Raw genomic sequence first — 21,343 nt, forward strand, 5'->3', positions numbered from 1 at the left:
CAGCACTGATTTTTTATAATAATGTATTATTTCCCGGGAAATATTGTCGATATTTATATAGGGTATTTATTATTGATGTCGTTAAATGTATAATATAATTGATGTTAGTAAGATATGGGAGGAATGATTATGACAGGTCTTTGGTTGGGCTATATATTGTTCAGCATAATACTGGGTGTTCTTGCAATCATTATGAGAGATAATTTGATTTTATTATCAGTATTTGTGGCCGCACTGGTAGCTATGAAAATAATTTTCATATATGTTATTAGCAATGGAGCAAAGCGCATGCATGACAACCTGGGCAAAATCGTCAGCGGTCAGCTCAATATAAACATAAAAAAGTCCAATATAAAGGTCATCAATAGAATCGGGGATAAATTTAATGAATACCTGGACAAGATAAGAAATTTGACAGGCCAGTACGTGAATTTATCGGAAAAGACTACTAAGGAATCCCAAACCATGAAGAGCCAGGCAGAAGGCCTGAGAGTTACATCCGGCGAGATAGCTTCTACTGTGCAGAATATATCTGAAGCAGTCAATAATCAAGCACAATCTACAGTCAGCGTCAAAGAAAGCGTAGAAACCTTTTCTTACGGAGTGAACGACATTTATGAGAACGCCAGGGAATCCCTGAATGCGGCTAAGAATTCCAAGACAGTAGTCGATGAAAGCTTTGAAACCTTTAGAGAAGCCTTCAAAAAGATGGAAGAGGTAAAAGAGTATAACGACAAAGTATTGAAAGATATAACGGAGCTGAACGATTCAATAAGGCAGGTAAGCGTGATAACTGAAGCAGTGGAAGCCATAGCATCCCAAACGCACCTCCTGGCCCTGAATGCATCCATAGAGGCTGCAAGGGCAGGAGAAGCCGGGAGAGGCTTCGCGGTAGTTGCAGGAGAGGTAAGCAAGCTGGCGGATGACTCATCGGGCTCTGCCAAGAAGATAAAGACCCTTATCGAGAGCATAACAAAAGAAATTCAAGGGCTGTCTACAAGCATAAAGGTTGAGACAGAGGTTATAGAGAATAATGTAGCCTATGCAGTAAAGGCCTTAAAGAAATCTGAAGATATAAACAAGGCTGTTGAAAAAAATATGGATGCTGCAGAGGCCATAGTAAACCTTACTGAAAAACAGAAAGCAAAAATAAATGAAATAACTCATGCCGTTGAGGTAATAAATGATGCCACTCAGCAGAATGCGGCAGTGGTTGAGGAAATAACGGCCTCCACGCAGGAGCAGCTTTCAATAATAGAGACCATGTATGATTCCATAGTAAATCTTAGTGATGCCATCGAGCACAGCAACAGTATAATAGGCAACTTCATGCAGGGCTTTGTGATTACCGACGCGATGAAAGTTAAAGTGGAGACCGTAAAGAAGATGCTCATTGAGACCAGCAAGGTTGACAGGCTCCTGCAGATGGATGAAGATAAAGGAAATGAGCTTTTAGCCGGCAGGGGAAAGGATCTGGACTATGTCGAATTAGTGGCATTGGTGGATAAAAACGGGGTCATCAAATTTGCCAGCCCGGAAGTCCCGAAGGAACAAAGAGACTGCAGCGCCAGAGTATTCTTCCAAAGAGCCATGGCCGGAGAAACATATGTGAGCAAGGAGTACATATCAATACTTACCAACCACTACAATATCACCATATCCATTCCTCTGTATGAGGGAGGAACGGTTCAGGGAGTGCTTCTGGCAGATATTAACCTGAATGAATAAACGGAGAGACGGGTTTTAGAACTCAGGATTCAGAGCTCAGAACTCAGGGGCTAGGGTATTCCTTTTGGGTCATAGGAGACGGAAACCACTGAAAGACACGGGAGAATATTTTTATTCCATATCTAAGCAGGAATTTTGTGAAGAACCTTAGAGTAAGTTAACGAAGCGTAACGACCGCAGCTTCAATTGTTTGAGCCAAAGCGAGTTTTGAAGCTGCAGTAAGCAAGTTTACTTAGTCTTAGGTTCATAACTAGCATTCCTGTGTGATATGGCATTGGAAAATACTTCCGTGTCTTTCAGTGGTTGACCTTCCCCCATCTGCCCATTTGCCCATCTGCCTATTTCCCTCCCTGTCTTTCACCGTTCTCCATATTTCGTTTTTTTGTAACAAACACGAAATATAATACGTCCAACTTTAATGGTACAATAGAATAGAATCATTGAAGCACAGGAGGTAATTTATATGAAGAAAGGATTTACAGCAAAGAAGGCTCTGTGTTTGCTTCTGGCATTTACTCTGCTTTTTTCCACAATGCTTTATGCGGATGGGGAGGGGGCCTACTCAGAAAGCAGCCAGCAGATAGGACCGGGCACTCATTACAAGAAGGCTGCCTGGGTGACTCCAAAGGGTATATTCAGCATCAATATGGTTGAAACCCTGATAGGGACTGAATATATAAAAGTTGAGGCTTCAGACAGCGGTAAAGCCGTAGGAACTGAAACCGTATCAAAGCAGGCCCAGAAAAAATACAGCGATGATACCAGAGTCTTAGGGGCTGTAAATGGTGACTTTTTTTACACCAATGAGCTTAGAGGCTTGACTTCGGGGACCAGCATCATTGACGGAGAAATAAAAACCGCTTTGCCGGAAAGCACGATCTTTGGGGTCAGTGACCAGGGCAATTGCTTTATAGATCTGTTGATGATGGAAGGATCGGCCCAGTTCAAAGATATCAGCTATTCTATAGCAGGAGTGAACAGGGTAAGATGGGATAATCAGCTTATATTATACACACCGGCTTTCGCAGGTCTTACCAACACGAAAGGCAATGGAACGGAAGTAGTGGTTAAGGGGATTGAGCTTCCTATCAAGGGCAATCAAGAATACAAGGGCTATGTACATACAATATATAAGGATGTAAAGGATGCTCAGATCCCGGAGGACGGAATCGTACTGTCAGGGCAGGGCATGGCCGCTGAATTTCTTAATTCACTGAAGGAAGGCGATGAAGTAAGCTTCAGCATAAACTTCAACAGGAATAATATAAAATATGCGGTATCTGGCAATACGCGACTTTTAAAAGGCGGCCAGCTGTCAGAAGAGATAGTTAAGGCAAGCGATGCCAAGGTAAGACATCCCAGAACTGCCATAGGCATCAAAGGCGGTTCGGTAGTCATGGTGACGGTGGACGGGAGACAGAAAAACTTCAGCGATGGGATGACTCTTTATGAGTTCGCTGAATATTTGTTCAGCCAAGGCATAGAAAATGCAATAAATCTGGATGGCGGAGGGTCTACATCTATGGTAGTGAGAACTCAAGGCCATTTTGAACCGGCTTTGGTGAATTCACCCTCAGACGGGAGAGAGAGAAGTATTTCCAATTCCATACAGATACTGTCATATGCCCCTAAATCAAAGCCGATGCATGTAAGATTTAATCAGGATACTCTGAAAATATACAAAAACAGTACCTTTACACCAAGCGCATATGCTCTTGATCAGTATTTCAACAGGGTGGACATTCAAGCTGACGCTATAAAATATACCCTGAGCAAGGGCATAGGCAAGATGAATGAAAATGGCATGTTTACAGCCGCTTCAAAAGCGGGAAAGGGCTTTATAGAGGGCTCTTCGGGAGGCACAAAGAGCAGGATAGAAGTGCAGGTACATGACAAGGTGGCTTCCCTTAAGATAACAAATGACTATGTAAGCTTGGACCCGGGGCAGAAGGTTCAGCTGGAGGTCAAGGCTTATGATGAAAACGGACAGCAAATCGTGATAAGCCCCTCTGCGGTTAACTGGTCCGTAAGCGGTGAAATAGGAACGATGGATAAGGCTGGAGTATTTACTGCAGGCAAGAATAAAAAAGAAGGAAAGATAATCGGCAAAGTGGATAAGGTTGCGGCGGATGTCCAGGCACGAGTAGGAAATACGCCTATAGTGCTGGAAAGCTTTGAAAAGACAGATAATATCGAGATAAGCAGTATAAGAGCTGAAGCATCAGGAAAGACCACTGTTGATAAGGAGCCTGTAAAACAGGGCAAAGGAGCCTTAAAGCTGGCATATAATATGGTAATTGAGCAGACCGGTACTGCTGCAGCTTATGTTAACCTGAAGAACCCTGTGAAAGCTCCGGGCAAGCCATTGGAAATAGGCTTGTGGGCTTATGGAGACGGCGGGGCACACTGGCTCAGAGGCGTTTATACAAACAGCGCAGGCGAGAAGAAGCTTGTAAACTTTACGAACCAGGGCGGCTTCAACTGGAAGGGATGGAAGTATGTATATGCGGAAATTCCAAAGGATGAGAAATTCCCTATTGCCCTTGAGCAGATATATATAGCAGAGCCTCTGGAGGAGAACAAGACTGCGGGTGCAGTTTATTTCGATAACTTGACCGCACTATACGAACCGGGACCGGATATCTACAATCCTGAAGCTGTGGAATTGAATCCTGCAGCAGGTGCGAAGCTTGAGGCTCAGCCTTCGGAGATCACTATAAAGGTAAAGGATAAGGGCGAGGGCATCGATCCTAAATCCATAAGATTCTTGCTCAATAACGTTCAGGTAAAAGCGGTGTATAATCCGGAAACAGGTATGATCACTCATACGATAGATTACAAGCTTTACAAAGGAGAGCATAATATAAGGCTGTTCCTCAAGGATAAAGCCGGAAATTCGATAAATCCGGAATTGAAATATACATTTACAATAGATCAATAATATAAAAAAAGAAGTTAACGAAGTAGGTTAACTTCTTTTTTATGATGTTATTTACAGTTTGCAGCATTGCGCTAAGCTTTTAACTATTTCATAATCTTTTTAAGCAAATTATCATAATTTTTATAGGATATTAGATCCACCTCTTTCTGGGTATATCCTCGTTCCTTCATTCTATTAATGAGATTTAGTATATCAGCTTCTGATGATAATGCTTTTACAGTAATAGAGTTCGTCCTCGGGTCTGGCAATCCCACATATGACGCGGGCAGAAAATCACAGAAATCAAAGCCGAATCCAATATGCTCTATACCTATTATTTTTTTTATATAGCTGATTTGATCGATTAAATCGTCTATTCCTTGCTTATGTTTATCATCATTGACAAATGTACTGCATGCATTAATCCCTATCAACCCGCCGCTTTTAGCAACCGCCAATAACTGGCTGTCATCAAGGTTCCTTTTCACATTTGCAAATTTTTTAGAATTTGAATGAGAGGCAATGATAGGTCCTGAAGCTATATTGACTACATCCCAAAAAGACTTTTCATTCAGATGTGATACATCTAAAAGGATGCCCAGCTCCTCTATTTTTTCTATGGCTTTTTGCCCTAAATAGGTAACTCCGTTTATAGCATCATCCACTCCGGAAGCTAAAATATTCCTCTCGTTCCAGGTTAAAGAAGCATGTCGTAAACCTATGTCATTATAGTATGATTTTAGCAAGTCTATATTATTCTCAATATGAGACAAGCCTTCCATACCAATTAAAATGTTTATTTTATTTTCTTTCAGCCCTCTGTCAAAGTCGCTATACTCTTTAACAATATTTAGTATATCAGAAGCTTCAGCAAATTCTTCTGACATGGATTGTATGATTTGTTCTGTTCTTTCTTTCGGATCATTAAGATGCTCAGGATCGGTCCAAATCACCCATATGGCTGCTTTAACTCCTGATTTTAGAAAATTTTTATAATGGTATTTTCTAAAAACGTCTTTTTCTCCCTTTAGCCTCCTCAAGTTTATATCAGATAATATGTCTGAATGTCCATTAAATATCATTATCAGTATTTCCTCCTAAAGTTCCATCTGTCGGTTGAATGGTTTAAATCAAAATGTTGCCGACTATAATACCAAAATAATTGCCGATAATATATCCAAACACTGCAACCAATATTGACGGGCCTACTAAAGGTGTCCAGCCTTTAGCACTTGCCATGGCGGGAGCAGTTGCAGGGCCTCCTATATTAGCGTTGGAAGCAATGATGGCTTCCTCTAAACTGAATTTGCAGATTTTAGCCCCAAGAAGTGTTACCAGCAAGTTTATCAGCACCATAATGGCACAAAATACTAAGAGTAAGGGCGCTTTATAAATTATTTGAGATATAGATGCAGGAACACCGATTACTGCCATAAAGACTGCCATAAAAAACATGCCTATTTCTTGCGCCCCTCTCAATGAAGAGAAAAATTCGGACTTAAAGGTGGCCAGCAGCATTGTTATTGTAGTTAATACTAAGTACATATTTCCCAACAATGAATTCAATGCTTTTAAAAAGGCATTGCCGGTTGGAATAATTTTTGAAAAAAGACCTGCGACTTCTGTTGATGCAGCTACTATTATAAATGAACTGGCAATAACAAAGGCAACATCCTTAATCGTAATCTCGGTTTTCCTTGATATATTCGAATTATCGGATGTTAAAGCTGCCATTCCTGAAGACTCAATTTCATCTACTAAAGGATGAGAAAAGTGCTTTTTGAAAAAAGGTATTGACGGCATTGCCAGTAATACAAAAAAATATAGCGCCATTAATAAATTATCCGCTACTGTTGCAGAAGCTATAATATCGCTAGGAACATTAAAAGCATCAGATAGGGCAACAAAATTTACACCGCCGCCTATATAAGATCCGGTCATTATTGCTGCCACATATCCTAAGCTGGGTACATATTTATGTAAAGCAAAGTATCCGATAAATGCACCTAATGTTGTACCAAATGAACCAATAATAAAAATCCCCAGTAATCTGCCGCTTTCCTTCCATATTTTTTTCATGTTGCAGTTGAAAAGAAGCATTGGAATTGATAAAGGAATAATATAGCTCCAGACAGTATCATATACTGGAGATTCCGTAGGAATAATATGTAGATTGGATAAAATCAGAGCTCCTGCTAAAGCGATGATGGAACTTGTGACTTTTGAGGCCCATTTGTATTTTCCCTCTAAGTAAATGCTCCCGGCAGCTAATCCGGTTAAAATTGCCCATAATACCCATGTTTGATCTGCTTTAATCAAACTTCCCATAATTATACCTCCTTATATTTTTATGATATAAGCATATAATAAAAACTTTGAATCGTCAATATATTAAATAAATTATCAATATATTGAATTTTAAATCAATATATTTTTAAAGCTCAAAATGATATAATATTATTCAAATAAACCTTGGAGGGAAATTATGACTGGTATAGGTCCTAAAATAAGAGAATTGAGAAAATCAAAAAAACTGAGCATTGCTGATCTCTCTAATATGTCGGGATTAAGCACCGGACTTATCAGCCAGATTGAAAGAGATAAAGTGGTGCCTTCAATTACTGCAATGCTGAATATAGTTAACGCGCTTGATGTAACAATGGGATATTTTTTTGATGAAAAAAAAGAGGTTTCTGCGCTTATAAGAAAAAATGAAAGACGCACATTGGTAACCAATGATAAGTCAAGGATATATGAATTCTTAACTCCGACATACAACAAAAAAATTGAATTTATTTTGATTAGATTGAATGGATGCACTCATAAAGCTGAAGAAGCGATTTCTCATGATGGTGAAGAATGTGGATATGTAGTAAAAGGAAATATGGTTGTGATCATTGCGGGCAAAAGGCATGTGCTACACGAAGGAGACAGTATATATTTTGACAGCTCTCAAGCTCATGTTTATGAAAATTATGATGACGATGAATGCATCTCAATATGGGCTATGACACCGCCTAGCTGGTAGTTATATTATGATCAATAACGTGGGACATAAAAAGTATATAAATTTGAATAATCGTATGTGCAGTTCACATTTACTTGCACATACGATTATTCCCTATATAAGTTGCAATAAATACGTTACATAGCTTTTATCAGTTAATATAAGCTTACTGCTGTAAAATATTAATGCGTTATATATAGTCATAATAGCGCCTAATGAATTTAACTTCCGTGTCAATTTGTATCCCTCATTTTCGTTGACCCTGGACTCGTGACCCTTATACTAGGGACTAGAAGCCAGCGGCTAGAGGCTAAAAAGGAAATTATATAAACAAATTCACGTTCGAGTCCTCGGCCTCACCAAGGTAATAGCCGACTCCTCCGATTTTTATTCCGTCTATAAGCTCTTCTTGCTTCAGGCCCATCACATCCATGGACATTTGACATGCCACTATTTCTATGCCGCTTTCCATGGCTGCTTTTATCAAGTCTTCCAGCGAAGTCACATTCTTGTTCTTCATGACGCTTCTTATCATTTTCGGCCCCATACCCAGCATGTTCATCTTTGACAGCCCCAATCTCTTGCTTCCTCTAGGCATCATCATGCCGAACATTTTATCCATGAAGCCCTTTTGCACGGAGACTTTGTCATGCTTCCTGAGGATGTTAAGCCCCCAGAAGGTGAAGAACATAGTAACCTTTTTACCCATAGATGCAGCGCCGTTTGCTATTATAAAAGATGCAATCGCCTTATCCAGATCTCCGCTGAATACGACTATGGTCTTATTATCCTTTACAGCTATCGGTGCAGCGGTGCTGTTTACCGCAGGAGCAATATCCATACCTTTTTTTATATGAGCGATTATTTTGCCTCCGTCTTTTTTCACATCCATAAGCTCATTATTGGTTCTCCTGGTCCACGCCTTTATATCTTCATAAAAACCCGGATCGCTGGCTGTAACCTTAAGCACCTGGCCTTTGTTGAGCTCTTCAATACAAGATTTTACCTGCATCAATGGTCCCGGGCAGCACAGTCCGCAGGCGTCAAGCTCTCTATCCGGCTGCTCTTGACTAAAAGACTTTACGGCTTCTCCTCTATCATTTACGGTATTATCAGATTCATTGACGGCTGCGCTTTTCCCCGGCTCGAATTTTTCTATGGAAAAGCTCTTATAGCCTCCTGTGATATTTACTACTTCAAAGCCGTTTTGCTTTAATATTCTGCTTGCTATATAGCCTCTCAGACCGACTTGACAATACTCAATTATAGCTTTTCCCTTATCTAGTTCGTGAAGCCTATCTCTCAGGCTATCTACAGGTATATTCACAGCTCCGTCTACATGGCCGTTTTCAAACTCTTCCTCAGTCCGCACATCGAGAAGGATGTAGTCGTCCTTATCCATGGCCTTGAATTGTGAAGGAGTAATGGCGGAAGTCATGCCGTTTAAAATGTTTTGGGCCATAAAGCCTGCCATATTGACAGGATCCTTTGCAGAGGAATAAGGAGGAGCATAGGCTAATTCAAGCTCAGCCAGGTCGTTTACAGTACCTTTAAGCCTTATAACGGCAGCTATGACATCTATTCTCTTATCCACACCGTCATAGCCGATTATCTGGGAACCCAGCACTTTCCCTTCATCGTTGAATATGAGCTTTATGGTCATGGGAAGGGCGTCAGGGTAATATCCCGCATGGGAGTTGGGATGAAGGAATATGGTCCTGTAAGGCATGTTAAGCCTTTGCAGGGTTCTTTCGTTGGCACCTGTGCTTGCGGCAGTCAAGTTGAATATCTTGAGTATCGAAGTGCCCTGGCTCCCCTTGTAGACGCTGTTCAAGCCCGCTGCATTATCCGCTGCTATCCTGCCCTGCTTGTTGGCAGGTCCCGCCAAAGGTATGGCCGTTTTCTGTCCGGTGATGAAATCCATAACCTCTATAGCATCTCCAACTGCATATATGCCTTCGATATTTGTTTCCATCCTATCGTTTACGATTATATGCCCCTTAGGTCCGAATTCTATGCCGGAATCCTTTAAAAATCCTGTATCAGGCGTAACTCCTATCGCCAATATGATCATATCTGCAGACAAAGTCTTGCCGCTGTTCAATGTCACCTGAACAGATGAGTTTTCTTCCGAGAAGGCTTTAACACCATCGCCCAATATGAGCTTTATGCCCTTTTGCTCCATCTCTTTTTCTGTGATGACAACCATATCGGAATCAAAGGGAGCCAGTATATGGGGAGCTGCTTCCACAAGAGTGACCTTTATATTTCTCTCGACAAGGTTTTCTGCCATTTCAACCCCTATAAAGCCTCCTCCTATCACGATGGCTGATCCGATGTTGCGGTTGTCGACATAGTCCTTGATCCTGTCGGTGTCAGGTATATTTCTCAATGAGAATATCCTGCTGCTGTTTATCCCTGGTATATTGGGCTTTATAGGCTTTGCTCCGGGAGACAATATTATATAATCATAGCTTTCTTCATAAATTCCTCTGTCCGCACTTTTTACAATAACCTTTTTATTATTTGGATCGATGGAAGTTATTTCACTGTTGATCCTTACATCTATGTTGAATCTTTTTTTCATGGCTTCAGGAGTCTGAACCAGAAGCTTCTCCCTTTCCTTGATGACTTCGCCTATATGGTAAGGCAGACCGCAGTTTGCAAAGGAAATATATCCGTCCCTCTCAAACATTATTATTTCTGCATTTTCATCAAGCCTCCTGAGCCTTGCGGCAGCAGAAGCGCCACCGGCTACTCCGCCTACTATTAAAACTTTCTTACCCATCTTTTTGCCTCCTAAATTCTTAAATTGAACGAGACTTCATTCAGAGGGGGATTCAACCCCCACTGAATGTTAGTCGAGTCCATACAAGGTGAATTGCCCCGCAAGGGCAAGAGAAGGTGCCCTGGGGCACTGGACTTAGCCGCTCTTGGCACCCGCCGCCTATAGAGGCGGGGGTCTTAGAGCGGGTTAGTTCAGTGATAAAATTTTCGTTATTCATTGAACAGGGAATCAATAAATTTTCCTACTCTTTCATCAGCTATGCTATAGGTTATCTCGAGGCCGTTTCTTTCGCCCTTTACTATCCCGGCAGCCCTAAGCTTCTGCAGATGCTGCGATATAGTGGACTGGGGAAGTTCAAGACAGCCCTGCATATGGCTCACATTGCAGGAACCCTTCTCTATAAGGCCTTTTACTATGCACAGCCTTACTGGGTGAGCCAGCACCTTCAGCAACTCTGCAGTCTCTGTATATTGCTTGAAATCTCCTTCCATACCTTCACCTCAAATTTCCGATTATTTATCCTAATATCTATATATTCAAATATTACGATATAATGATACCACTTTACCAAATATATGTCAATATGGCAGATGGGTAAAAGGGAGAGACGGGGAAACGGGGAACACGGATTTACACTGAGTTTGCTGAGTTTTCATCAAAAGAAAAATTAGCAAAAAAGAGAATCACCCTGCAAGTAGCGATTGCAAGGCGATTAGTACATTTCATCCTGTTGATTAGTTAAGCCCCTATTTTAGTTTACCATTCACATCAGGATTGTAAAGTTAGAACATTACAACAAAGGTCCCAGAGGAATGCCCTAATCTAGAGGCCAGAGGCTGACCCCAGAGTAATACCCAAAATCCTGAATCCTGAGCTCTAAACCCTATAAATTGCTTTCAGCCTGTTGATTTTTACGCCTCTTTCCATAAACTTTGTTTCATATTCTGTTGGAATATTTTCCGGATCATTTTCTGCTGCTAAGTCGTATGTGATATCTGTGATTTCCAAATCAGCCGCCTTGAATTCATCGATGCTGTAATCAAAGAGGGGCCTGTTGTCCGTCTTAAAAATAATTTGCGCGCCATCCTTAAGAAATAACTTATATTTCTCAAGAAATCTAATGTTGGTGAGGCGCCTTTTAGCATGCTTGGACTTTGGCCATGGGTCGCAAAAGTTTATGAAAAGGCAATCTACTTCGTTTTTATCAAAGGCCTGTTCAATATTTTCAATGTTGAAGGGAAGAAAAGCCAGGTTGTTTGTTCCCTTCTCAAGTGCTCTCTTTAACGCCATATATATTACTTCATACTTTGAATCTACTCCTATGAAGTTTTTATTCGGATATTTGTAACAATTTTCAACTATGAACTTTCCTTTGCCTGTTCCGAGCTCTACATACAAAGGGTTATTATTGCCAAAGTGATCTTTCCAGCAGCCCTTTTTCTCTTCCGGTTTGAATATGATCAAATGCTGATTCTCTTCTAATGTGCCCAGTGCTTTAGGCTTTTTTCGCAATCTCACTCTCTATACCTCCAGTGCTGATAATATTATTTGAATAAATTGATATAAGCCTTTCTTATTATATTATTAATTTGCTTTTCAGTACATATCTATATATAACGTAAAAAAGATTTTACAGCATAACAGCTATGTAGAATATTTAATGCGTTATATATATTAAGGAAAAGTGAAAAACTTAAACAAGAAATAATGTATAAATATTAAATATACAAAATAAATATAATTTAACACATGAATAGACATATCTCGACAGAATGTTGAAAAATGTAACCTTTGGTAATGTATGGACAAACATTTTATTATATATCATAATATAATTGACGGATATATATACTTAATATGAAAGAAAAATTATTAATGGAGGTGTTTTAATGAAAAAGCTGGGTCTTTCTACCAAGATATTGATCGCTTTGATAATCGGTATTTTGGCAGGTGTATTCCTGCAAGGTTCCCCGGACATTGCCGACACTTATATCAAGCCTTTCGGGACATTATTCTTAAATCTTATCAAGCTCATAGTTGTACCCTTGGTGCTGGCTTCGCTGGTTGTAGGAACTACCGGCTTGGGGGACGTAAAGAAAATAGGGAGGGTAGGCGGAAAAACTCTCGCTTATTATCTTTTGACCACTGCTTTTGCAGTAATCATAGGACTTATACTTGCTAATGTATTGAATGTGGGCGCGGGTTATTCAATACCCGTAGATGCTGTTGCAGAGGCTAAGGAAATGCCTAAGTTTGTGGATACCCTATTGAACATCATTCCTACAAATCCCTTGAAAGCACTTGTGGACGGAAATATGCTGCAGATAATAGTGTTTGCCTTAATGCTGGGCGGAAGCATAATGGCTATTGGGGAAAAGGGAGCATCCTTGCAGAGGGGCTTTGAATCCTTGGCCGAAGCCATGTACAAGATGACAGGCGCTATAATGAATTTCGCACCTTATGGTGTGTTCGCTCTCATAACTCCGGTGGTGGCTGTAAACGGGCCAAAGATTTTATTGCCGCTGCTTAAGGTGATTGTCATCGTATATTTAGGATGCCTGCTTCATATGCTCATAGTATACTCAGGTACCTTGAAGATTCTCGGCAAATTCAGCCCTATCAAATTTTTTAAATCCGTAGCTCCTGCCCAAATATTTGCATTTACTACAGCAAGCAGCAGCGCCACACTTCCGATAAACATGAAATGCGCTGAATCTATGGGGGTGCCAAACTCCATAAGCAGCTTCGTGCTTCCTCTGGGAGCTACGATAAATATGGACGGAACTGCATTATATCAAGGAGTTTGCGCATTTTTCATAGCTCAGGTCTACGGAATCAACCTTACCATTGCGCAGCAATTTACAATAGTGCTTACGGCAACCTTGGCTTCCATAGGTACCGCCGGTGTTCCGGGCGCAGGGCTCATAATGCTCACCATGGTTCTCCAATCTGTAGGCCTTCCTCTTGAAGGCTTGGCTCTTATTGCCGGAATAGACAGGGTGCTGGATATGGCAAGGACAACTGTCAATATAACAGGAGATACTGCTTGCTCAGTAATAATCGCAGCATCGGAAAACGAGTTGAACAAGGAAGCTGCAGTCAACAGAAGTGCATCTATGTAAGCTACCGCAGGAGCAATCCTGCGGTTTCTTTAGCTGGTGCTTTGCGTCAGCACATCGCTATCAAGCCTTTCTATTTGCCGATAAACATCTGAGTATACGTATTGCTGCCGTCCATAGAAGCAATACCTACTCCTAATTCAGTAAAGTTAGGATTCAATATATTCTTTTTGTGGCCTTCAGAGTTCATCCATGCCTGGAAAGCTCTATCAGCTGTTGTATTTTGCGCCAGGTTTTCTCCTGCATACATATAGGATATTCCGTAGTTTCTCATCATATCAAAGGGTGATCCGTAAGTCGGAGATTGATGGGCAAAATAGCCCTTGTCAACTATATCCTTTGATTTCATACGAGCTAGCTTCGTCAGATCATTATTTGCTTTCAGCGCAGGTGCACCTACTTTTGCTCTTTCAACATTGCATAGCTCAAGGATTCTTTTCTCCTCGGCAGTCATTACACCTGTTCCGGTCGTATCCTGGCTTGGGGTGCTCGGTGTAGTCGGGGTGCCTGGCGTAGTTGGAGTACCTGGTGTAGTCGGAGTACCAGGTGTTGTAGTACCAGGTGTTGTAGTACCGGGTGTTGTAGTTCCCGGATTAACTGTTCCGGGTGTGTTCGGGTTTAACGGACCTCCCGGAGAAGTAGGAGACCAAGGTGTTGTACCGGGTGTAGTGGTTCCGGTTACTGGTGGAGGAACGCTTGGGATTTTCTTTGCACCGGTTCCGGAAGGATAAGGCTGCACATACTTGCTTTCTATACAACCTATATCATTTTTGCCTGGCATTTGAACTATATACCAATTATTGACCTTGCCAAGAACGTTTATCTTATCATTGGATGTGACAGTGCCAATGGTCCCGAAATTTGTTCCTGGTCCTGACCTTACGTTGCAGTTTGGCACAGTCACCTTCCCAAAGCTTATATCAGCTTTTTCAGAGCTTGCCGATATCCTTCCGTTTGGATTGGTGTTTCCCCATATACTGTTAGGCATCTGACTTCGGTTTGTATTAGGAGTGTTGGTAGTATTGGGGACTTGGCTCATATTCTTCTGTTGAGTATTGGGCGTGGCGATCCTTCTGGTATATTGATTGGTGCAGCCCGAAAATACTCCTGCAAGAAGCATTACACATAAGGTAAAGGCGAGTGCTTTCCTATATCTTAACATAAACAACCTCCTTAGTATTTTGTGATGAAAACTTGCAAAAAATAATGCAGCTTTCATATTTATTTTGCATATTAAAATGAAAAATATAAAAGCTGACGAGCATCAAATTAAGGCTTATATGGATTAAAATTCATACGGCAATCGATGTGAATTTTATTTAACCATGAAGGAAAATCAGAAATCAAATAGAAATATATATAGTGGAACATATTTTTGCGAAAACAGGAGGAATAAATGACCATATTCGTACAAGCATTATTTATTTTTTTTGCCAGAATACTTGATGTATCGATAGGCACACTAAGAACAATACTTTTAGTGAAAGGCAATAGGCAAATAGCGGCAGTTTTAGGCTTTTTTGAAGTCATGATATATCTTATAGTCCTCGGAAAAGTGGTTGGGAATATAAACAAGCCCATCTTGATAATCGCATATTGCTTGGGCTATGCATGCGGAAATATAATCGGAGGGAGAATAGAAGAAAAGCTGTCCTTGGGCAGAGTTTCGGCAGGAGTTATTCTAAAGGAAAACTATGAGGATGTCGTTCAGGCCTTAAGAGACGGAGGCTTTGGCGTAACAATATTTGAAGGTATGGGCCTGGAAGGCAAAAGCTATATGCTCAATATAATTTTGGAAAGAAGGCATATAAATAAGCTGTATAAAGCAGTCCATAAGATTGATCCTCATGCGTTCATCACCATATCTGATATACGCTCTTCAATGGGAGGGCATTTTGTTCCCAAAAAGAAGGGTTAGCCGCCGGGAATGCTATTAATATCTATTGACATTAGCTTTTTTCAAATATATAATTAAATCCATAAAGGCGATGACAGGGAGAAGTAACAGAAAAGATGCCTCAAAGAGAGCCGGCGGTTGGTGCAAGCCGGAAGGCAGAAGCTGTGAAATACACCTTTGAGCTGCAGGCTGAAATTTTCAGTAGGCCGGGACGGAGTCTTCCACCGTTATATGGGAAGGGGGTATTATTTGTATCCTGTTGAGCCGGGCATTTATTTTGCCAATTAGGGTGGTACCGCGAGCCATTCGTCCCTACTAGGGATGGATGGCTTTATTGTTTTTTGTTTGAGCCAAAGCGAGTTTTGAGGCAACCCTATGCAAGCATACAAACTTGTAGCCTCGGAGCATAAGGTGAATTGCTCCACAGGAGCAAGAGAGGATGCCCTGGGGCATTGGCAATCATTATCAGTACGCATAATAGAAAAGAAAGGATGATTAAAATGGAAAAGAGAAATGTTTTTGATGTTTTGAAAGAAAGGGGATTTATCCAGCAGGTAACTCATGAAGAAGAGGTAAGAGAATTATTGGGCAAGGAATCCGTTACTTTTTATATAGGATTTGACGCTACTGCGGATAGCCTTCATGTAGGTCATTTTTTACAGATGATCGTCATGGCCCACATGCAAAAAGCCGGCCATAGGCCAATAGCTTTGCTGGGAGGCGGCACTACAATGGTAGGAGATCCAAGCGGCAGGACCGACATGAGAAAGATGCTGACTCAAGAGGAGATTCAGCAGAATGCTGAAAGATTCAAGGTGCAGTTTGAAAAGTTTTTAGATTTCAGCGACGGCAAGGCTATAATGGAGAATAATGCAAATTGGCTGTTGAACCTCAACTATGTAGATTTTTTGAGAGAAATAGGAGTGCACTTCTCTGTAAACAGGATGCTGACGGCCGAATGCTACAAAAACAGGTTGGAAAAAGGGCTTACCTTTATAGAGTTTAATTACATGCTGATGCAATCCTATGACTTTGTAGAGCTCTACAGAAGGTATGGCTGTAAGCTGCAATTAGGCGGAGATGATCAATGGTCCAACATAATATCCGGAGCCGACCTGATCAGAAGGGTAGAAAACGTGCCTGCTTTCGGAATGACATTTACCCTTTTAACCACCAGCGACGGCAAGAAGATGGGAAAAACTCAGGCAGGAGCTGTATGGCTTGACCCTGATAAAACCAGCCCCTATGATTTTTATCAATACTGGAGAAACGTTGACGATGCAGATGTTGAAAAATGCCTGGCATTGCTGACGTTCCTGCCCATGGATGAAGTGAGAAGATTGGGGGCCCTTCCGGGAAATAAGATAAATGAAGCCAAGAAGGTTCTTGCCTTTGAAGTCACAAAGCTTGTTCATGGCGAAGAAGAGGCAAAAAAAGCCGGGGATGCAGCAGAAGCGCTGTTTGGCGGCGGCGGAAACCTTGACATGGTGCCAACAACGGAAATCAGCAAGGATCAGCTGGGAGCCGGCATGAATATTATCGATATGCTGGTTTTTACAGGCCTGGCACCCTCAAAGGGTGAAGGGAGAAGGCTCATAAACCAGGGCGGGCTTCTCCTGAATGATGAAAAAGTGGATTCCATCGAGTTTACAATTACTCCGGATGATTTTAAAGAAGCTGCCCTGATGCTGAAAAAAGGCAAAAAGACATATCATAGAGTGGTTGTTAAATAATAGATGAAGTATCATCCATATCAAATTCGTATATAATAGTAGGATAATATTAAAACTAATTGATATGGAAAGATATAATATGTATCAAGAAATTATGAGCGCTGCTTTATCAAAGATAATGGGGATCATATATCATATGCAAGGGCATAGCTATTTATATGCGGGGCTTGCAATGATTATGGAAGGTGCTTCCGTACCTTTTCCCGGCATGTATATATTGATTTTCAGCGGTTTTGCAATCAAACAGCTGGGATTGAATTTTTGGGTGCTGGTGGGGATCTGCAGCGTCTGTTATACTGCGGCCTCCCTCATACCATATTACATCGGGGGACATATAAATAATATTGCCACTAAATTTTACAAGAAATATTACAGCAATAGAATAGATAAGATAAAAAAGGTGAGCGATATATTCAATAAATACGGGGAATGGACCGTATGCCTTTCAAGGCCTACCTTTTTGGGAAACTATTTTTCCTATATAGCAGGGATGAATAGTATGAACATAGGCAAGTTTTTGCTGTATACCTTCGCAGGCATTTTTCCCTGGACTCTGTTCATGTGTTATTTAGGCTATGGAGTGATAAGCAGTACGGATGAAATAGTGAATATAATTGCAAGCATGAAACCCCTGTTCTATATTGTCACTATAGCCGTAATAATTTATGGAGCATACCAAGTATATAAGTTATTAAATAAGAGAAGATATTAAATAAAAAATAGATGCCGATGTCGGCATCTATTTTTATACATTATCGTGTATTTTTATACTATTTTGCCTGGCTTAAAGCTTCTTCTACGAGAGCTTTGAAGTTTTCTCCTGAGTGGCTTGCTCCGCCTGTTGTATCAACTTTTGCTATATCCTGTGCTGCAACAAGGTCTGCACCGAATTTCTCGTATGCCGCAACCAAGTCAACATTTTTGACCTGCTTGAAGGATGCCTTGTAGCCTTCGTCTTGTGTCTTGTTTACAAATGCCTTTGATGAAACTTCATCATAAGTAGCAGCTGTTATTTTGCCTTCTGCAACTGTGATAGAAACGAAAGGAGTCCAGCCTCTTTCATCCTCTTTCCCTGATGCTTTGAAGTTCCCGTCTTTAAGCTTGTCTCCGTCTTTTGCTTGTGCGATAGCTTCAGCAGCTAATGTTTTGAAGTTAGTGAAGGATCCTGTAGCGCCTGCGACAGCAGCAACCTTCTCTGAATCCTGAGCGGCAACAAGCCCTTCGCCCATCTGCTTATAAACTGCAACTATGTCAACATTTTTAGCATCTTTGAATGCCTTGTGATATTCGGTATCTTCTGATTTGTACATGCCTCTTACTTCGTCGTATTTCACTTCGGAAATCTTACCGTCTTTAACTACTACAGTAACTTCAGGTGTCCAGCCTCTTTCGTCCGTATCACCCTTTGCCGTATAAGTACCATCTTTGTAAGCAGCCTCATTATTAGTTGCCGGTGGAGCTGCTGCAGGTTCGCTCTTTGGTGCGCATGCTGCAGCCATAGCTACTACTAAGACTACTATAAGCGCTAATGATAATAACTTTTTCATTTCGAATTTCCTTCCCCTTTCGAGAGTTTGTTAATAATTTTACATTTTTATTATAACATAACAGTGGAAAAAATAAATAGTTTTATTACAAAATTTATAGATATTTCATAAATAATATTGGCATAGAAAATATTATAAATATAAAATTGGAAGAACCGCTTCTATTATAAATCTGCAATGATATAATAATAGTAATATAAGGCAGTAACCGCAGCTGCTCAGGGCTGCTGTATTTTTAAATTATGGAGGGTTGTTATGCACACGCCGTTATTAGAAATTGATCTGGCCAAGATCAAATACAATGCCCAAAGGATTAAAGATTTTTGTGAAAAATCAGACATCGATATCTGCATTGTAACAAAAGGGTTTTGCGCTGAGCTGCCTATTGTTGAAGCCCTTATCGAAGACGGACATAATTTTTTTGGCGATGCAAGGATACAAAATATTGCAAAGATTAAAAGGGAGTTTCCTGATGTGAAGTATATGATGATCAGAATTCCCAAAATAAGCGAAGCGGAAGAAGTCATCAGATACGCTGATATAAGCCTTCAATCCCAGCTTGAGGTCATAAAAGCCTATTCCGACAAAGCAAAGAGCATGGGGAAAGTGCATAGCATCATACTTATGATAGATGTAGGCGACCTGAGAGAAGGGGTGATGCCGGAAAATTCCGGAGCGCTGGTAGAGGATATCCTTGCAATGAATGGGGTAAGGCTCATAGGGATAGGTACGAATGTAGGCTGCTACGGGGGCATCCTGCCCACAGTGGAAAATGCGAAGATTTTAGTGAACCTGAGAGATAGCCTGGAGAAGGCCTATGGTATAGAATTGCCTATAATATCCGGAGGCTCTACCTGTGCCCTGAAGCTATTGAGGGAAGGAAAGCTGCCGAAGGAAATAAACAATTTGAGGATTGGGGAGGCTGTGATCCTTGGAGAGGACAGCACCAACGGATTGTTTATTGAAAACCTCCACCGGGATGCCTTCATATTGAAGGCGGAAGTGGTTGAGCTCAGGCAAAAACCCTCTGTTCCAATGGGCCGGAGCGGCTATGATGCCTTCGGAAACCAGCCTGTGTTCCTGGACAAAGGAATAAGGAAGAGAGCCATATTGGCCATCGGACGCCAGGATGTGAGAATAGAAGCTCTCGCTCCGGTTTCCGAAGGCATGGAGATATTGGGAGGAAGCAGCGACCATCTGATAGTGGATGTAACGGACAGCAAGGAGAAGGTCGAACCCGGAAGCCTTATAGCCTTTCGCTGCGCCTATTCCGCAGTATTAAGCCTCACTACCTCCCCCTATGTGGAAAAGGTCTTTATGCCTCTGGCTTCTGGCCGCTAGCCTCTGGTATTAGGGGATTCCTTATGTGATAGAACTCAGGATTCAGAGCTCAGGGTGCATGTATTTCTTGCTATTGCGGCTTAAGCTTTTCCGCTTTTCCATAATAAATTATACAAACTATAAGAAATATCGACAAAGCCCCGAAGAGCGGGTAAAAGAACGCCACGAGGGATTTGAAATCAAAGAGGGACAGCGGAATGGAGCACAGGACTATAGCAGTGCATACAGCTTTATAGCTGTATCTTTTTTTGCTTGACAATCTGTTTGCCAGGCTGAACACATCAGAAACAGCGGTGGAATATATTTCCCCCCAGATGCATAAAGCCAATGCATATCTAAAATAAGGATGGAATCCTCTGGTTATGTATATCATAGGCAAAGATTTATCCAATACTTCGGGCATATCGGTTAAAATCAGGGCGTTGAGTAAAAAAGCCAGCACCATTAAACCGAAACCGCCTATGAAAGCTCCCATAGACAACGCTTTTTTGCTTTTTATATCCTGAGGGAAAGCTGTCAAAACTCCCAAAGAAAGCATGAGGTTATAGGAACAATAAAAAAACATAAAGAAAAAAGCCTTAAAAGCGGATGAATTTTTAGGAATATCTATATGAGACCACAGCGTGAGCATATTTTTATCTTTGAACAATGCTATAGATGCTAATATCACAACTGCAGAAATAGCCGGAACGATGATTGAATTTACGCTCAGCAAGCCCTCTATAGATTTAAAGACCGCCAGCAAGGTCAGAAAGCATATGATAGCGATTCCATAGATCTTCGGGAGATGAAAATAAGCCTTAAAAATCTCGCAGCTGCCGGAAAACATGATGGAAGTGCCTAAAAATAAGAATAAAGTTATTATGGCATCATAAAAGCCTCCTATTTTACCGCCGCAGAGCTTGCAGACGAAATCCCTGTAATTGAAAGCCTTGAGCCGGGCTGAAATATTGAATACGGAAACGGCCGTAATAATAAATAAAAAGCCTGAAAGCAAGAGCGTGATCATCCCATATGCACCGAATACGGAGAAAAACTGCATTATTTCCTGCCCTGATGCATATCCTGCCCCAATGACGGTTCCGATAAATGCGGCTCCTATTCTGAAAGATAGGACTAATCCTTTTTTCAAAAAAATCCCCCCTTCAATCTATTATATTTTCACAACTGAAGTAATATGTGACTTATCACGCCGCTTGTGAATCTTTATATGAATTAAGAACATTGTTAAATCCTATTGACAAAGCTTATATAAAAGCATAA

The 21,343-nt window shown here is 41.1% G+C and carries 16 protein-coding genes and 1 other annotated feature; of the genes, 8 read left to right on the forward strand and 8 right to left on the reverse strand.

The genetic code is table 11. The annotated features are described in order from the left end of the window. Positions 1-129 precede the first annotated feature (129 nt). Positions 130-1,728 carry a methyl-accepting chemotaxis protein gene (locus LJD61_RS05405; protein ID WP_255226498.1) on the forward strand — a complete coding sequence of 533 codons (1,599 nt, stop codon included), beginning with the start codon at positions 130-132 and terminating at the stop codon, positions 1,726-1,728. 463 nt (positions 1,729-2,191) lie between these two features. Further along, positions 2,192-4,669, forward strand: a complete 2,478-nt coding sequence (locus LJD61_RS05410) for a phosphodiester glycosidase family protein (protein WP_255226499.1) — start codon at positions 2,192-2,194, stop codon at positions 4,667-4,669. 83 nt (positions 4,670-4,752) lie between these two features. Here the strand turns inward: LJD61_RS05410 and LJD61_RS05415 are convergent, their stop codons facing one another. Next, positions 4,753-5,730, reverse strand: coding sequence for a dipeptidase (locus LJD61_RS05415; RefSeq protein ID WP_255226500.1), 978 nt, complete (start codon positions 5,728-5,730; stop codon positions 4,753-4,755). A 43-nt stretch (positions 5,731-5,773) separates the two neighbouring features. Continuing rightward, positions 5,774-6,976 carry a DUF819 family protein gene (locus tag LJD61_RS05420; protein WP_255226501.1) on the reverse strand — a complete coding sequence of 401 codons (1,203 nt, stop codon included), beginning with the start codon at positions 6,974-6,976 and terminating at the stop codon, positions 5,774-5,776. A gap of 157 nt (positions 6,977-7,133) precedes the next feature. Here LJD61_RS05420 and LJD61_RS05425 point away from each other — a divergent pair, with 157 nt between their 5' ends. Beyond that, on the forward strand, positions 7,134-7,676 hold the full coding sequence (locus tag LJD61_RS05425; protein ID WP_255226502.1) for a helix-turn-helix domain-containing protein: 543 nt from the start codon (positions 7,134-7,136) through the stop codon (positions 7,674-7,676). Positions 7,677-7,977: 301 nt separating this feature from the next. On the opposite strand, the gene LJD61_RS05430 is transcribed toward LJD61_RS05425, so the two are convergent. From LJD61_RS05430 to trmB, 3 genes are all read right to left on the reverse strand, one after another. Next, positions 7,978-10,443, reverse strand: a complete 2,466-nt coding sequence (locus LJD61_RS05430) for a DsrE/DsrF/DrsH-like family protein (protein ID WP_255226503.1) — start codon at positions 10,441-10,443, stop codon at positions 7,978-7,980. Between the two features lie 209 nt (positions 10,444-10,652). Further along, positions 10,653-10,934 carry an ArsR/SmtB family transcription factor gene (locus LJD61_RS05435; protein ID WP_255226504.1) on the reverse strand — a complete coding sequence of 94 codons (282 nt, stop codon included), beginning with the start codon at positions 10,932-10,934 and terminating at the stop codon, positions 10,653-10,655. 385 nt (positions 10,935-11,319) lie between these two features. Beyond that, positions 11,320-11,961, reverse strand: a complete 642-nt coding sequence (gene trmB, locus LJD61_RS05440; RefSeq protein ID WP_255226505.1) for a tRNA (guanosine(46)-N7)-methyltransferase TrmB — start codon at positions 11,959-11,961, stop codon at positions 11,320-11,322. A 371-nt stretch (positions 11,962-12,332) separates the two neighbouring features. Between trmB and LJD61_RS05445 the strand changes: the two genes are divergently transcribed. Continuing rightward, positions 12,333-13,565, forward strand: a complete 1,233-nt coding sequence (locus LJD61_RS05445) for a dicarboxylate/amino acid:cation symporter (protein ID WP_255226506.1) — start codon at positions 12,333-12,335, stop codon at positions 13,563-13,565. Positions 13,566-13,635: 70 nt separating this feature from the next. Here LJD61_RS05445 and LJD61_RS05450 read toward each other — a convergent pair whose 3' ends face one another. Further along, complete coding sequence (locus LJD61_RS05450; RefSeq protein WP_255226507.1) at positions 13,636-14,724, reverse strand: CAP domain-containing protein; 1,089 nt, start codon at positions 14,722-14,724, stop codon at positions 13,636-13,638. A gap of 234 nt (positions 14,725-14,958) precedes the next feature. Here LJD61_RS05450 and LJD61_RS05455 point away from each other — a divergent pair, with 234 nt between their 5' ends. The 3 genes from LJD61_RS05455 (at position 14,959) to LJD61_RS05465 (ending at position 17,904) form a co-directional block, all read left to right on the forward strand. Continuing rightward, positions 14,959-15,480: a DUF2179 domain-containing protein gene (locus tag LJD61_RS05455; RefSeq protein WP_255226508.1), complete on the forward strand. Its 522-nt coding sequence runs from the start codon at positions 14,959-14,961 to the stop codon at positions 15,478-15,480. Positions 15,481-15,541: 61 nt separating this feature from the next. Next, positions 15,542-15,776, forward strand: a binding site (T-box leader). Between the two features lie 183 nt (positions 15,777-15,959). Beyond that, a complete protein-coding gene (gene tyrS, locus LJD61_RS05460) occupies positions 15,960-17,192 on the forward strand; it encodes a tyrosine--tRNA ligase (RefSeq protein WP_255226509.1) in 1,233 nt (410 codons plus the stop codon). Between the two features lie 79 nt (positions 17,193-17,271). Further along, entirely contained in the window at positions 17,272-17,904 is a 633-nt protein-coding gene (locus tag LJD61_RS05465) for a DedA family protein (RefSeq protein ID WP_255226510.1), read from the forward strand. 58 nt (positions 17,905-17,962) lie between these two features. Here LJD61_RS05465 and LJD61_RS05470 read toward each other — a convergent pair whose 3' ends face one another. Continuing rightward, positions 17,963-18,739: an FMN-binding protein gene (locus LJD61_RS05470; protein ID WP_255226511.1), complete on the reverse strand. Its 777-nt coding sequence runs from the start codon at positions 18,737-18,739 to the stop codon at positions 17,963-17,965. Positions 18,740-18,994: 255 nt separating this feature from the next. Here LJD61_RS05470 and LJD61_RS05475 point away from each other — a divergent pair, with 255 nt between their 5' ends. Further along, positions 18,995-20,080, forward strand: a complete 1,086-nt coding sequence (locus LJD61_RS05475) for an alanine/ornithine racemase family PLP-dependent enzyme (RefSeq protein ID WP_255226512.1) — start codon at positions 18,995-18,997, stop codon at positions 20,078-20,080. Positions 20,081-20,150: 70 nt separating this feature from the next. Here LJD61_RS05475 and LJD61_RS05480 read toward each other — a convergent pair whose 3' ends face one another. Next, positions 20,151-21,212 carry a YkvI family membrane protein gene (locus tag LJD61_RS05480; protein ID WP_255226513.1) on the reverse strand — a complete coding sequence of 354 codons (1,062 nt, stop codon included), beginning with the start codon at positions 21,210-21,212 and terminating at the stop codon, positions 20,151-20,153. Positions 21,213-21,343: the final 131 nt, after the last annotated feature.

The sequence above is a fragment of the Lutispora saccharofermentans genome (assembly GCF_024363565.1).
GTDB lineage: Bacteria > Bacillota > Clostridia > Lutisporales > Lutisporaceae > Lutispora > Lutispora saccharofermentans.

Bases quoted from the DNA above. Each gene is read 5' to 3' on its own strand.
- LJD61_RS05445 (WP_255226506.1), top strand. From the start codon at position 12,333: ATGAAAAAGCTGGGTCTTTCTACCAAGATATTGATCGCTTTGATAATC.
- LJD61_RS05435 (WP_255226504.1), bottom strand. From the start codon at position 10,934: ATGGAAGGAGATTTCAAGCAATATACAGAGACTGCAGAGTTGCTGAAG.
- LJD61_RS05470 (WP_255226511.1), bottom strand. From the start codon at position 18,739: ATGAAAAAGTTATTATCATTAGCGCTTATAGTAGTCTTAGTAGTAGCT.
- LJD61_RS05420 (WP_255226501.1), bottom strand. From the start codon at position 6,976: ATGGGAAGTTTGATTAAAGCAGATCAAACATGGGTATTATGGGCAATT.
- LJD61_RS05415 (WP_255226500.1), bottom strand. From the start codon at position 5,730: ATGATATTTAATGGACATTCAGACATATTATCTGATATAAACTTGAGG.
- LJD61_RS05465 (WP_255226510.1), top strand. From the start codon at position 17,272: ATGTATCAAGAAATTATGAGCGCTGCTTTATCAAAGATAATGGGGATC.
- LJD61_RS05410 (WP_255226499.1), top strand. From the start codon at position 2,192: ATGAAGAAAGGATTTACAGCAAAGAAGGCTCTGTGTTTGCTTCTGGCA.
- tyrS (WP_255226509.1), top strand. From the start codon at position 15,960: ATGGAAAAGAGAAATGTTTTTGATGTTTTGAAAGAAAGGGGATTTATC.
- LJD61_RS05405 (WP_255226498.1), top strand. From the start codon at position 130: ATGACAGGTCTTTGGTTGGGCTATATATTGTTCAGCATAATACTGGGT.
- LJD61_RS05475 (WP_255226512.1), top strand. From the start codon at position 18,995: ATGCACACGCCGTTATTAGAAATTGATCTGGCCAAGATCAAATACAAT.
- LJD61_RS05455 (WP_255226508.1), top strand. From the start codon at position 14,959: ATGACCATATTCGTACAAGCATTATTTATTTTTTTTGCCAGAATACTT.
- LJD61_RS05430 (WP_255226503.1), bottom strand. From the start codon at position 10,443: ATGGGTAAGAAAGTTTTAATAGTAGGCGGAGTAGCCGGTGGCGCTTCT.
- LJD61_RS05450 (WP_255226507.1), bottom strand. From the start codon at position 14,724: ATGTTAAGATATAGGAAAGCACTCGCCTTTACCTTATGTGTAATGCTT.
- LJD61_RS05425 (WP_255226502.1), top strand. From the start codon at position 7,134: ATGACTGGTATAGGTCCTAAAATAAGAGAATTGAGAAAATCAAAAAAA.